This is a genomic window from Ruegeria sp. CH5 (assembly GCF_056537025.1).
Genome location: NZ_JBQFQT010000005.1, coordinates 36,296 through 49,642, shown reverse-complemented (window position 1 = coordinate 49,642; position 13,347 = coordinate 36,296). Strand labels below are relative to the sequence as shown.

At 58.8% G+C, this 13,347-nt stretch carries 14 protein-coding genes; 9 read left to right on the top strand and 5 right to left on the bottom strand.

Features of this window, described 5'->3' with window-relative positions; genetic code table 11:
- Positions 1–401 precede the first annotated feature (401 nt).
- Positions 402–767, bottom strand: a complete 366-nt coding sequence (locus tag ACR0JC_RS15095; RefSeq protein ID WP_170343265.1) for a hypothetical protein — start codon at positions 765–767, stop codon at positions 402–404.
- Positions 768–851: 84 nt separating this feature from the next.
- Entirely contained in the window at positions 852–2,519 is a 1,668-nt protein-coding gene (ettA, locus tag ACR0JC_RS15090; protein WP_170343264.1) for an energy-dependent translational throttle protein EttA, read from the bottom strand.
- Between the two features lie 136 nt (positions 2,520–2,655).
- Between ettA and ACR0JC_RS15085 the strand changes: the two genes are divergently transcribed.
- The 3 genes from ACR0JC_RS15085 (at position 2,656) to dacB (ending at position 5,324) form a co-directional block, all read left to right on the top strand.
- On the top strand, positions 2,656–3,126 hold the full coding sequence (locus ACR0JC_RS15085; protein WP_170342595.1) for an MOSC domain-containing protein: 471 nt from the start codon (positions 2,656–2,658) through the stop codon (positions 3,124–3,126).
- A gap of 32 nt (positions 3,127–3,158) precedes the next feature.
- The gene (locus tag ACR0JC_RS15080; protein WP_437342522.1) at positions 3,159–3,761 is read left to right on the top strand and encodes a nicotinate-nucleotide adenylyltransferase; all 603 of its coding nucleotides are present in this window, start codon (positions 3,159–3,161) and stop codon (positions 3,759–3,761) included.
- An 84-nt stretch (positions 3,762–3,845) separates the two neighbouring features.
- Positions 3,846–5,324 (top strand): D-alanyl-D-alanine carboxypeptidase/D-alanyl-D-alanine endopeptidase, encoded by a 1,479-nt coding sequence (gene dacB / locus ACR0JC_RS15075; protein WP_170343263.1) that lies wholly within the window; start codon positions 3,846–3,848, stop codon positions 5,322–5,324.
- Between the two features lie 6 nt (positions 5,325–5,330).
- On the opposite strand, the gene ACR0JC_RS15070 is transcribed toward dacB, so the two are convergent.
- Positions 5,331–5,753, bottom strand: coding sequence for a tellurite resistance TerB family protein (locus ACR0JC_RS15070; RefSeq protein ID WP_093963405.1), 423 nt, complete (start codon positions 5,751–5,753; stop codon positions 5,331–5,333).
- Between the two features lie 312 nt (positions 5,754–6,065).
- On the opposite strand from ACR0JC_RS15070, the gene ACR0JC_RS15065 reads away from it, so the two are divergent.
- The 4 genes from ACR0JC_RS15065 (at position 6,066) to ACR0JC_RS15050 (ending at position 11,170) form a co-directional block, all read left to right on the top strand.
- Positions 6,066–6,602 carry a class I SAM-dependent methyltransferase gene (locus ACR0JC_RS15065; RefSeq protein WP_170343262.1) on the top strand — a complete coding sequence of 179 codons (537 nt, stop codon included), beginning with the start codon at positions 6,066–6,068 and terminating at the stop codon, positions 6,600–6,602.
- Positions 6,603–6,717: 115 nt separating this feature from the next.
- Entirely contained in the window at positions 6,718–8,292 is a 1,575-nt protein-coding gene (locus tag ACR0JC_RS15060; RefSeq protein WP_170343261.1) for a lysine--tRNA ligase, read from the top strand.
- Positions 8,293–8,340: 48 nt separating this feature from the next.
- Complete coding sequence (locus ACR0JC_RS15055) at positions 8,341–8,742, top strand: DUF4864 domain-containing protein (protein ID WP_170343260.1); 402 nt, start codon at positions 8,341–8,343, stop codon at positions 8,740–8,742.
- Positions 8,743–8,884: 142 nt separating this feature from the next.
- Entirely contained in the window at positions 8,885–11,170 is a 2,286-nt protein-coding gene (locus tag ACR0JC_RS15050) for a glycosyl hydrolase family 28-related protein (protein ID WP_170343259.1), read from the top strand.
- 43 nt (positions 11,171–11,213) lie between these two features.
- Here the strand turns inward: ACR0JC_RS15050 and ACR0JC_RS15045 are convergent, their stop codons facing one another.
- Positions 11,214–11,879, bottom strand: coding sequence for a hypothetical protein (locus tag ACR0JC_RS15045; RefSeq protein WP_170343258.1), 666 nt, complete (start codon positions 11,877–11,879; stop codon positions 11,214–11,216).
- A gap of 139 nt (positions 11,880–12,018) precedes the next feature.
- Here ACR0JC_RS15045 and ACR0JC_RS15040 point away from each other — a divergent pair, with 139 nt between their 5' ends.
- Together ACR0JC_RS15040 and ACR0JC_RS15035 are read left to right on the top strand one after the other, a co-directional pair.
- Positions 12,019–12,339, top strand: coding sequence for an antibiotic biosynthesis monooxygenase family protein (locus tag ACR0JC_RS15040; protein ID WP_093963400.1), 321 nt, complete (start codon positions 12,019–12,021; stop codon positions 12,337–12,339).
- Positions 12,340–12,411: 72 nt separating this feature from the next.
- Entirely contained in the window at positions 12,412–12,819 is a 408-nt protein-coding gene (locus ACR0JC_RS15035; RefSeq protein ID WP_093963399.1) for a universal stress protein, read from the top strand.
- Here ACR0JC_RS15035 and ACR0JC_RS15030 read toward each other — a convergent pair.
- Positions 12,804–13,313: a HugZ family pyridoxamine 5'-phosphate oxidase gene (locus ACR0JC_RS15030; RefSeq protein WP_093963398.1), complete on the bottom strand. Its 510-nt coding sequence runs from the start codon at positions 13,311–13,313 to the stop codon at positions 12,804–12,806. The genes ACR0JC_RS15035 and ACR0JC_RS15030 overlap by 16 nt on opposite strands.
- Between the last annotated feature and the right edge of the window lie 34 nt (positions 13,314–13,347).

Sequence of the window (13,347 nt, the reverse complement as noted above, 5' to 3'; positions counted from 1 at the left end):
TGCTGCCCACGGAATTGCGGCAGCCCGGCGTCGTTGTCTGGATCGATAGACTGAACGCCGAAAACGGAGACAGTAGGTCGAAGTAGAATAACGTAAGCTCTTTGCATATGGCACTGAGAGGGCCATATGGCAAGGGTCAGTTGGGCAGAATGTGTTGTGCTTTCAGGGGCCAGCGGGCGTTTTGAACATAAATCCGCCGAACTGAATTCGAATCCGCTACGGACTTTTCGGTGTCAGATTATCGCGTCCCATCCGGGCAGAACGGACACGAATCCATTAGCGGATCGGCTAAAAAAATTGGATCGGTCACCTGTCTGATAGTCGACTCCAGTCAATGGCATTCGGACGCCCGAGAGCCCGTATCGGCACAAGCAATCAGCCAGATGCCGGGATGTCGTTTTCTAGATTCGTGCCGAGATGATGTTGAACATCGCGAATGCAGCGATCCACAGGAACACGGTAAAAATCAAGGTCGCAAGTGCCAGGAGAAGCATGCGAAAAAGGTTGCGATTTGGAGTGGTTTTGAGTGCACCCGGTGCAGGTGACTCGTGCCCCCAATCTAACTTAGAGAAATAGCTGTTAGCCCCGTAAACCGTCAGAAGCAGACGAAGACGGGTGGGCGGTGCGCCGCTTACCCTCAATAGATACTCGGTATACTCTTTCTTGAAGTTGAAGAATGGAAACACAGACGCCAAGATCAGCGAAGACAACCACACCGAAGTGCTTGCGATCATAGAGAAACCAAGCAACGGTAGCGCTTCCGCCATACCGTTTTCCAACTGTCCATCATCCCGTTGATAGTATGGGCTGATCTCTGCCCACACTATCCATCCGGAGATGTGTCAGGAGTGTTATCGCGCAAACTTCTTATGCTTCAACCGCTTGGGCTCCAACGCGTCCGGTCCCAGGCGGCGCTTCTTGTCTTCTTCGTAGTCTTCGAAGTTGCCCTCGAACCATTCGACATGCGCATCACCTTCAAAGGCCAGGATGTGCGTACAGATCCGGTCGAGGAAGAAACGGTCGTGCGAGATGACCACGGCGCAGCCGGCGAAATCGACCAGCGCGTCTTCCAGCGCGCGCAGGGTTTCTACGTCCAGGTCGTTGGTCGGTTCGTCCAGCAGCAGGACGTTGCCGCCCTCTTTCAGCAGGCGGGCCATGTGGACGCGGTTGCGCTCACCTCCTGACAGCAGCGAGACCTTTTTCTGCTGGTCGCCGCCCTTGAAGTTGAAGGACGAGCAATAGGCGCGGGAATTGACCTGCGCGTCACCCAGTTGGATGATCTCGGCGCCGCCGGTGATCGCCTCCCACACGGTGTCGTTGTCGTTGAGGTCGTCGCGCGACTGATCGACATAGGACAGTTGTACCGTGTCGCCGTATTCAATGGTGCCGGCATCGGGCTTTTCCTGGCCGGTCAGCATCTTGAACAGGGTCGACTTACCGGCGCCGTTGGGACCGATGACGCCGACGATGCCGCCCGGCGGAAGGCTGAAGGACAGGTTCTCGATCAATTGCTTGTCGCCCATATGCTTGGCCAGCCCGTTGACCTCGATCACCTTGCTGCCCAGGCGCGGGCCGTTGGGGATGACGATCTGGGCGCGGGTCAGCTTTTCGCGCTCGGACTGTTCGGCCAACTCGTTGTAGGCGTTGATGCGGGCCTTGGATTTGGCCTGACGCGCCTTTTGCCCCTGACGCATCCATTCCAGTTCGCGCTGCAGGGTCTTCTGCTTGGACTTGTCCTCGCGGGCTTCCTGCTCCAGCCGCTTGGCCTTCTGTTCCAGCCACGAGGAATAGTTGCCCTCGTACGGAATGCCACGGCCGCGGTCCAGCTCGAGAATCCAGCCGGTGATGTCATCAAGGAAGTAGCGGTCGTGCGTGACGATCAGGATGGTGCCCTTGTAGTCGATCAGGTGCTGTTGCAGCCAGGCGATAGTCTCGGCGTCCAGGTGGTTGGTCGGTTCGTCCAAGAGCAGCATGTCGGGCGCTTCCAGCAGCAGCTTGCACAGTGCCACGCGGCGTTTCTCACCGCCTGAGAGGTTGGCGATGTTGGCATCGTCCGGCGGGCAGCGCAGTGCCTCCATCGAAACGTCGATCTGACTGTCGAGGTCCCACAGGTTTTCCGCGTCGATCGCGTCCTGCAGGGCGGTCATCTCTTCCATCAACTCGTCCGAGTAGTTCTCGGCAATCTCCATCGCGATTTCGTTGAAGCGGTCGACCTTGGCCTTTTTTTCGGCCACGCCCAGCATGACGTTTTCGCGGACGGTCAGGGATTCGTCCAACTGAGGTTCTTGTGGCAGATAGCCGACCTTTGCGCCCTCGGCGGCCCACGCCTCGCCGGTGAAATCGGTATCAAGGCCGGCCATGATCTTCATCAGGGTCGACTTACCGGCGCCGTTCACGCCGACGACACCGATCTTTACGCCGGGCAGAAAGCTCAGGTGAATGTTTTCAAAGCACTTCTTGCCACCGGGATAGGTCTTTGAGACACCCTGCATGTGGTAGACATATTGATAGGCGGCCATGTCGCGTCCTCTGGGTCGGGGAATTCAGGTTGACCCGCTTGATAGCCAAGCGGGACGGGCGGGGCAAGCTGGTGCTTTGGCGAATTTCTGGCTGGCCTTATGCGCCGGCCGGACCGGACTGGGAGGGATGCTGGGAATGCCGGAACTTGCGCAATTGGTATCGGGTTGGGCCAAGGCCGGACGGATCGAATGGATCGGCGTCAGACCGGGGCGACGATTGGACATGATGGCGCTGGGTCAGGCGATGATCCGGGAAGACGGGGTTGAGGGCGATCGGAGTCGCCCGGGGAAGCGTGCGGTGACCCTGATTCAGCACGAGCATCTTGCCGCGATCGGCAGCTATTTGGGACAAGGTCCAGTCACACCGGACGTGCTGCGGCGCAATCTGGTGGTTTCCGGCATCAATCTGGGCGCTCTCAAAGGGCGCGAGGTTCAGGTCGGCACAGCGATTTTGCGGATCACGGTTATCTGCGCGCCTTGCAGCAGGATGGAAGAGGCGTTGGGCAGCGGAGGCTACTCTGCCGTGCGTGGGCATGGCGGCTGGTGTGCCGAAGTGGTGCGATCGGGGATGGTCGGTTTGGGCGATGCTGTGCAACCTGTTGATTGACAAGGCTGCCGAGTTCTGGACTACAGCAGGGGATGTTGCGAAGCGCGATACCATATGCGCGGCCCGGTCAGGTCGTGGGACTGTTCGGGGGATCGTTCGATCCACCGCATCAGGGGCATGTGCACGTTACACTGGAGGCGATGAAGGCTTTTGGGTTGGATCGGGTCTGGTGGTTGGTGTCGCCGGGGAATCCGCTGAAATCTCGCGGCCCGGCTCCGATCGATCAGCGTGTCGAGGCCGCACGGTCCATCATGCGGCATCCCAAGGTTGAGGTGACTGACATAGAGGATCTGACCGGCACCCGCGCCACGGCTGACACACTTGCTGCATTGCGGCGGCTCTATCCGCAGGTTCGGTTCGTTTGGCTGATGGGGGCTGACAACCTGGCCCAGTTTCACAAATGGAAGGACTGGCGGTTGATCATGGACACCGTTCCTGTGGGCGTGGTGGCGCGCCCCGGAGATCGGATTTCGGCCCGCATGTCACCGGCGGCGCGTGTCTATGCCAAATACCGGATTGACGGAACGGCGCGGCATCTTTTGGGTCGGGCCGATGCGCCTGCCTGGTGTTTCGTGAACGTGCCGATGGTCGACGTCAGCTCGACTCAGATACGCTCCAAAGGCGGCTGGACCTGACAGGTGTTGCCTGAACAGCCCCGATGGGCACATAATTCAGGTGCATGGTTGTTTGCCTGTGATCTCTGGGATTTTATTTGACCCATGACTGATCGTATTTCGAGACGTTTCTTTCTGGCCGGCGCCGGTTCGCTTCTGATCCCCACCGCGGGTTTTGCCGGGGCGCCAACGGTCTCGTTGCGGCCTGTTGCCCGTGGCGCCGAGTTGAGCGGTGCCGAACGCATCATTCAGGCGGCGCGATTGAAGGGCGAAGTGGTCTTCGCCGTGGCCGACGTGAAAACCGGCGCGCAACTGGAGGAATTCGGCGGGGCCCGCGGCTTGCCGCCGGCCAGTGTCGCCAAAGCCCTGACCGCGCTTTACGCGCTGGACGTTCTGGGCCCGGACCATCGGTTCGAAACAAAGCTGATCGCAGATGGTCCGATTGAAAACGGAATCCTCAAAGGTGATCTGATACTGGCCGGAGGCGGCGATCCGGTATTGGATACCGATGCTCTGGCCACGATGGCCGCCAACCTGCGCAAGGCCGGACTGACCGAGGTTCGTGGGGCGTTCAAAGTTTACAGCGGCGCATTGCCCTATGTATTCAGCATAGACCCCGGTCAGCCTGATCATGTGGGCTATAGCCCTGCGATCAGTGGAATTTCCCTGAACTTCAACCGCGTGCATTTCGAGTGGAAACGCCAAGGGTCCAGCTATGACGTGACCATGGACGCACGAAGTGCCAGTTATACGCCGTCGGTGGAAATGGCCGCGATGCGGATCGAAAATCGCAACCTTCCGGTCTACAGCTATCAACCCAGCGCGCGGCAGGACCGCTGGACAGTTGCCAAGGGCGCTCTGGGTAATGGTGGCGCCAGGTGGTTGCCCGTGCGCAAACCGGGCTTGTACGCCGGGGATGTGTTCCGCACTCTGGCCCGGGTGAACGGCATCGTCCTGGGGCGGGTTCAAGTCACACGCGAGGCCCCCAGCGGCACCGTTCTGGTCACGCATCAGAGCGATGAACTGACCAGCATAGTGAAAGGGATGCTGAAATATTCGACCAACCTCACGGCCGAGATGGTGGGGCTGGCTGCGACCGTTGCGCGGGGTAGGCAACCGCAAACACTGGCAGAGTCCGCGAATGAGATGAATCGCTGGTCGGCTCAGACCTATGGCGCGTCCGGTATTGCTATGGTGGATCATTCGGGGTTGGGCGATGCTTCGCGAATGGTGCCGTCTGGCCTGGTCAAAGTTCTGGTGGCCGCTCAGCAACATGAAACGCTGCGACATCTGTTGAAGCCGTTTACCCTGACCGACGCCAAAGGCCAGCGGATCCAAGGGCACCCGATCAAGGTCGACGCCAAGACCGGAACCCTGAACTTTGTATCTGGCTTGGGCGGGTATCTGACCACCGCCGAAGGATCCGAGTTGGCCTTTGCGATATTCACTGCCGATCTTCCGCATCGGGCGACCATCGCGCGTGAAAGCCGCGAACGCCCTGAAGGCGCGCGCAGCTGGAATCGCAGGTCTCGCAAACTGCAGCAGGCCCTCATCGAGCGCTGGGGCGCGCTTTATGGCAGCTGAATCCGATCAGACGGTGTGACGCGCCCGTGCGCCGCGCTCGATCGCTGCGGCGTGCAGCCGATCGATCTCCAACTCATACCGGATCTCTTCCAGCAGCCGCAGTTCGGTTTCGGCCAGCGAGCCGTCGGCGGCGGCGACATCGCAGGCCAGAGCATAGGCCGTTTCGTTCAACCGCTCAGGCAGGTTGTCCCGTATCAGACCAAACAGTGCGTCAAGACCGTCTTCCTGCTCGAACAGGTCAAACACGATCTGCGAAACCCGGCGCATACGGTCGATATCGTAGTCGGCAAACACAGGCAGCATATTCACGGCGGTCTCAATCTTGACCAGTTCGACGGTGCGGATGTTCTCGTCCGAGGCTGAGACGGCCACCATGATCGCCACAAGGCAATCCTGCGGCGACATCGGGTGGGAAACGGGCTGGGTCATGGGAACGTCCTGCTTGGCTGTCATTGATCGCGCACGATATGGGGCAGGGCCCGCGGGTTCAACACCTTGTTTCGCCTGCCACCTTAATCTGGAATTGCGAGTACGGCGAATGCGTTGACCAGCAGAGTTGCGCGTTTGCCGCCTATCGGTCACAACGTGGTATGTGTTTCGTAGTTGGTCCGCGCAGGAGCCAATTCACCCTGAACAACAGATCTGACGGAAACGGTTGAACGAATGTCATTGAGCAGCAGAAAGATCAGGAAACTCTTTGGAAAGACGCCGACGGACCCAAGGCGGTTCTTGACTCAATATATGACTACCAATTCCGCGGGCGCTGAAATCGGCGTCTGGATGGGCGATTTTTCGGAGATGGTTCTGAGTACGGGCAGCATCGCAAAGTATTATCTGATTGATCCCTACGAGTTCATGCCGCAATTCCCGAACAGGATGTATGGGGGGAAAGTCGCACAAAATCAGGGCGACATGGACGAAATTTTTGAGCGGACGCAGTCTCGACTGGCACATTTGCCCGGCGAAAAGATCTTTGTTCGGAAGAGATCCGCGGAAGCGGCATCCGCGGTGCCTGACGAAAGCCTGGATTTTGTCTACGTTGACGGCAACCACTACTATGACGGTGTTCAGGCGGATATATTGTCGTACCTAGGCAAGCTGAAAACCGGTGGTTTTCTTATCTTCGATGACTGGAACTGGCATGATGACGAGGGGAATGCCTCGGTGAAGCAGGCCGCCTGCGATTTTATTGCAGCCAATCCTGGTTGTTTGCAGTTGGTCGATCTGCAAGCTGGTCAGGCCGTGTTCCTGGTCACGAGCAACCGTCTGAAATCGTAGCAGGGGCGGCGTTTCTCGCCTGCGGTCATTGACTCACGCTGCATCTGCACAATAGGAGATGCCGGTCGGTCGCATTGAGCGACCGTCGCTGATTTCCCGATGGAGAACGAACGAAATGTCTGAACTGCGTGAAACCGCCATGACGTCAAAGGCCTGGCCTTTCGAAGAGGCGCGCCGGTTGCTCAAACGCTATCAGAAGTCTCCACCGGAAAAGGGCTTCGTTCTGTTCGAAACGGGATATGGCCCGTCGGGCCTGCCGCATATCGGCACTTTCGGTGAGGTGGCGCGGACCACGATGGTCAAGCGCGCCTTCGAGGCCCTGTCGGACATTCCCACCAAGCTGATCTGCTTTTCGGATGATCTGGACGGGATGCGCAAGGTTCCCAGCAACGTGCCGAACCCCGAGGCCCTTGAAGCCTATCTGCAGCAGCCGCTGACTTCGGTCCCTGACCCGTTCGGTGAGTATCCCAGCTTTGGTGAACACAACAACGCCATGCTACGTCGGTTCCTTGATACGTTCGGGTTCGAATACGAGTTCTATTCGGCGCGCGACTTTTATCGTTCGGGTCAGTTCGACAAAATCCTGAAGCGTGCAGTCGAACGATATGACGACATCATGGCCATCATGCTGAAAAGCCTGCGCGAGGAGCGTCAGCAGACCTATTCGATCTTCCTTCCGATCCATCCGGAAACGGGCCGGGTCCTCTATGTCCCGATGAAGAAGGTGTGCGCCGAGACCTACACCGTCACCTTCGATGATGAAGATGGCAAGGAGTGGACGCTGCCCGTGACTGGCGGCAATGTGAAGTTGCAGTGGAAACCGGATTTCGGAGCGCGCTGGGCGGCGTTGGGCGTCGACTTCGAGATGTATGGCAAGGAACATGCGACCAACGAAAAGATCTATGACGCGATCTGCCGCGCGCTGGGCGGCCGTGCGCCCGAGCATTTCTCGTATGAACTGTTCCTCGATGAAAACGGGCAGAAAATCTCGAAATCGTCCGGAAATGGTGTTTCAATCGACGAGTGGCTGACCTATGCGCCGACCGAGAGCCTCGCCTATTTCATGTATCAAAAGCCGAAGACGGCAAAGCGGATGCACTTTGACGTCATCCCTAAGGCGTATGATGAATACCATCAGCAGTTGCGTGCCTACCCCGGGCAGGATCTGAAGGCTCAGTTGAACAACCCGGTCTGGCACATTCACGGCGGTGACGTGCCGGAATCGACGTTGATCGTTCCCTTTGCAATGCTGTTGAACCTCGCGTCGGTTTCAGGTGCCGAGGACAAAGAGACGCTATGGGGCTTCATCCGCCGCTATGCGCCCGAAGCCACGGCCGAAAGCCACCCGGACCTCGACAAAGCCGCCGGTTTTGCAGTGCGCTACTTCAACGACTTCGTGAAACCGACCCGCAAGCATCGGGCGCCGACGGAGCAAGAGCGCGAGGCGCTTGAAGCCCTGAAGTTCGCGCTTGAAGCCTATGACGGTCCGGTCGAGGACGAAGCTCTGCAATCTGTGGTGTATTCCATCGGCCGCGAGCGCTTTGACCCGATGCGCGGCTGGTTCACAGCCCTTTACGAGGTGTTGTTGGGCGCCAGCCAAGGTCCTCGGTTCGGCGGGTTCATCGCCCTTTATGGCGTCCCCGAAACGATTGCACTGATCGACAAGGCCCTGGCCGGAGACCTGGCCTGATTTGACCACATACTGCATGGGGCTACTTTTCCGGCAGGAGGTGGCCCCATGCGTCGACTTTTGCTTGCAGTTTCCCTGAGTGCCGGTCTGGCAACAGCCGCAGTTGCCCAAAGTGGCGACATCGAAGCCAATATCGCGGCACAGATTGAAGCCTTCAAGGCCGATGACTTCGCCACGGCCTTCACCTTCGCCAGCCCCAACATCCAGACAATGTTCCGCACGCCCGAGAATTTTGGCGCGATGGTGCGCAACGGCTATCCAATGGTCTGGCGCCCGGCTGAGATCCGATTTCTGGAATTGCGGCAGATCTCAGGGTTCTGGTGGCAGAAAGTGATGGTGGTGGATGCGAACGGCCGGGTTCACATCCTGGACTATCAGATGGTCCAGCTGGAAAACGGCTGGAAGATCAACGGGGTGCAGCTGCTTGGCAATTCCGACCCGTCGGCCTGATGCAACACCCACCGTCACGATGATATGAGCGACGGTTAATCCCTTTTCGATACTCAGACCAGCGTGTCCGGGCGGCTTCCGGATCCGGAATTTGGCATGCGCCATAGCCTGAAGAGTGGGCGCGTTTGGGAAAGGGTATTCAATGAACAAGGCAATCACCGACGGCATCGTTTTCACGCCGCCGCAATTCGCGAATGGTCTGGATGTGTGGTCCAGCGGCGATGGCACTCCGGGCTCACCGACCTATGACGGGTCTGGAACGGGAGTGTTCGTGCCTGCAGATGCGGAGTTTGGCGGTTGTCTTGAGATACTGAAGGTCAACGCCACGCAGCAACTGCGGTACATGGGGCAGACGCCGCTTCTGCCGGGTTGCTATTTGCAGATCAAGGCGCGGGTCAAAGCGATCAGCGGGCCATTGCCGCAGGTCCGGATCGCTGGATGGGCCGGAGGGGCCGGCGACGTGCACCTTTCCGGACTGACCGAACAGGGCCCGGCCATCCAGCTGTCGGGCTATGGCGTGGTGCACGAGGTCACCGCCATCGTCGGGATTGGGCAGCGGCCGGGCGTGGACATGCCTTGGGGCATTTCGGCGCTATACGGGCATTTCGGCCTCGATATCGAGGGGGCAAACGGCGCGCTCGTTCGGATCGATGATATCGAAATTACCGATGTCACCGGGGTCTTCTTGCGCGACATGATCAGCCTTGTGGACGTGCGGGACTATGGCGCGTTGGGAGATGGTGTGACCGACGACTCGGCCGCGTTCGAGGCGGCAGACCAAGCCGCGAGAGGTCGCCGCATCTATGTGCCGCAGGGAACCTACCACCTGGCACAGGATGTTGGGCTGGACGCAGAGGTCGACTTTGAGGGCACGGTCACGATGCCTGATGACAAGATGCTTCTTCTGACCAAGAATTTCGATCTGCCGACTTACATCTCCGCCTTCGGCGATGAAGCCCTGGCCTTCAAAAAGGCGTTTCAGGCGCTGTTGAACAACTCGGATCATGAATCGCTGGACCTGGGCGGCCGCAAGATCTCGGTGTCCGAGCCGATCGACATGCAGGCCGCCGTACCCAATCGCGGCAGCTACTCCACTCGCCGCGTGATCCGCAACGGGCAGTTCGACGTCAAGAGCAGCGCCTCATGGGACACCGAGACCTTTACCTCTGTCGCAACATACGATCTGGCGGATCCTTACAAGTTGTCCGGTGTGGCCAACGTGGCCAATATCCCGCTCGGGTCGTTGGTTCAGGGCAGCGGCGTTGGACGTGAGATCTATGTTCGGTCCAAGGATGAAGGTGCCGGTGAGATCACCTTGAACGCACCTATCTATGATGCGGCTGGCACGCAGACATTCACGTTCGTTGCTTTCAAGTACCTGTTGGATTTCTCGGGCTTCAGTGCGCTCCAGAAATTCGCCATGGAAGACATCGAGTTTCAATGCAACGGGCGCTGCAGCGCGATCCGCCTGTCGCCGGGCGGGAACACGTTCGTTTTGAAGAACTGCTTTGTCAGCCGTCCGTTGGATCGCGGCATCACTTCAATCGGGGTGGGGTGCCAGGGCATGTTGATCGACGGTTGCCAGTTCCTGTCCAGTGAAGAGTCTCTGGACGTGCCCGACCGCAGTTCGATTGCCATCAACGCCAATGCCAACGACGTCAAGCTGCGCCACAACCGCGCCGTTCGTTTCCACCACTTCGCGGTTTTGGGCGGAGACAACAACCTGGTTCTGGGCAACCACTTCTTTCAGGGCGACAGCGTGCCGAACGGTGTGCGCAATGCGGGTTTGGTGATGATCGGGGCCTACAACAGTTCTTCGATCGCCGACAATTATATCGACAACTGTTTCATCGAGTGGAGCAATGAGCGCGATGCCGAACCCGACTACACCTCGGGCTATTCCTTCAGCGCCATGAGCATCACCGACAACATCTTCTATTCAAGTGACGTTGCCCCGTGGTTCGCCTATATCGTCGTGCGCCCGCATGGCGTCGGGCATTTTTTGAACGGAATGACGGTCACGGGCAACAAGTTCCGAACGGCGAACGGGTCAATCGACCGCGTGGACAAGGTTGATACAACTTTTGCCGATCTGAATCCTGATCGGCATGTGAATGTCACGTTCGCAGACAACACGTATCACAACGTGACACTCAAGACCGCGAACCCGCTGCGGGTCCGACACGAACAGAATACGGCGGCCTCTGCCTGGACGGTGGACTCGGATGGTGCATTCCCCTTTAGTGGGCAGGCCCGCAGCTGTGACAGCGTCGTCGTGCTGGACGGGCTGAGAACCGCCTTTGGAACTCTGCGCTATACGGCCCCCTATGTTCAGTTGCAGCAAGGGACGAACCAGGACCAGATCAAGTTGCGTTGGTCCGAGGCCTTGAGTGGTGAAGTTTCGGTGATCATGCGGATCGAGGTCTGATCCGTGTCGGCCGGTCGCTTTTGGGGCGGCCGGCGCGCAGCATTCAGAACTCGCGCCACAGCGCGAATCTCAGGCCTGGCCTGTCCCGGGTGGCGTTGCGCTCGACCCCGATTACCCAGGTGTTGGGGCCGCTTTCGGATCGAAACATCGCCGAGGGTCGCGCGCTCCAATAGAGCGGGCGGCCAGGTACATAGGACGTTTCGATCTGGAGCAGGGGATTGACCCGACGGTGCGACGACAAACCCACTGTCAGGTCCAGTTTTCGGATCAGAGCGTCATGGCTTCGGTACTCCAGCGCGGCATCAGCCGCCAGCCAGCCAGTGCCATATCGGGCCTGAAATCCTTTGCCCCAAGACAGGGTTGCCTTGTACATCGCCCATGCGCGGGTTTCACGGTGATGCGCGCCGACACCCAACTCGGCCGCCAGACGCCCACCGTTGGAAAATTCGGCAACCGGTAGGCGCGCAAACACCACGGCGTGACCGTAGAGTTCTTGATGCTCTTCCGCGTCCAAACCCAGCGTCAGATTTGGGCGCATTCCCCATTCCCCATAGAGCGAGGACTTGAAGCGGATGCCCTTCCCGGGCTCGGAAAACGCCGTCAGGGCCAACGATGTGAACGAGGCGCCTTCTTCACGAAGCCATGCCCCGGCCAAGGCCGGAGTCGAAAACACAAGACTTGCACACAGGAAGGCGATCAGGCGGTCCATTTGCGCAGGATCATCAACCTTGGTTAACGGAAGGTTAGCGCTCGGTTCATTTTTCGGAAACTTTTTCGCGCCAGCTCAACGAAAGGCAGGACGTTTGAATAACCTGTGCTAGGCTTGGGCCAGACAAGGGAGATGACCGATGCCGAAGATATCAAAAGACGCCAGTGTTCAGACCGTTATCACCACTTTCGAAATGACCCCCGGAACCTGTCAGGACCTGCTGGAAGCGTTGACCGACGCCTATGCGAACTTCATTTCCAAGCAGCCCGGTTTTGTCGCGGCCGGACTGCATGTCAACGATGCCCAGACCCGAATCGCGAACTATTCGCAGTGGGAGCGGCGGGAAGACTTTCTGGCCATGCTGCGAACGCCTGAAATGCGCGAGCGCAACCGCAAGATCAACGAATTGTGCAAAAGCTTCGAGCCGGTGATGTACGACGTTGCCGAAACATTTGACTGATCCTGACCTGAATCAAGGTCAGAAGACTTCGGCTACTGCTATCTGAACGCGAAACTCAAGGAGACGCCAGCCATGTATCACAATATTCTTGTCCCGATTTCCTTCGATGCCGAGCGTGACACGTCGGGGCCGCTGAAACTGGCCAAGCTGTTGGCGACGCCAGATGCCAAAGTGACCCTGTTGCATGTTGTCGAGCATATCCCGGACTACGCAATCTCTTACATGCCGGCCGAATACCTGACCGAAGCGCGGCGCGCGATCCAGGATGAGCTGAACATTCTGGCCGCCAAGCTACCGAACGCCAAGGGCGTTGTGGTCGAGGGCCATTCGGGGCGCACGATTCTGGATTGGGCGGAAACCAACAAACCTGACCTGATCATTATGGCGTCGCACCGACCGGGGATGCAGGATCTGTTGCTCGGCTCGACCGCGACACATGTGGTGCGCCACGCCAGCTGCGCAGTTCACGTCGTTCGCTGATCTGATGGTGGGCAAAGGTCTTCGCGTGTCATCTTCCACGCTTTGCCGAACCCGCCATTGAGAAGCCCATCGACAATCTCAAAACGCACAAAACGGAAATCCGCGAAGTCGACATATAGTCCGGCCTTCGGGCGCTGTGACAAGTAGCGTGCCCGAAGCGCGGTATGCTCCTCGGTCGCCCGTGGAATCGGGCGCGCCGTACAGTGCAGGGTCAGCCGGGGATGGGTCAGTGGATCACCTTTGTCAGCGGGCTCGCCGATCAGCAACGCGCATGCCGGATTTGCCTCCAACGCGCGTGAGTGCTCCGCCAGATCCGAGATCAGGGTGAGCGGCCATCCAACACTGTCGGTGGCCAATGCGATGCGGCTGATCGACGGCAGTCCGTTGTCCGGATGCACCACGGCAAGCGCCGCAAAACGGGCCTGCGCAATGAGATCAAGGGCCAGTTCCCGCGCAGTCTCGTCGACCGGGCGAAATGGGTTTCGTGTGTTCACGTGGCGCCCTCGCTGGATTGCGTCATTCCGATGC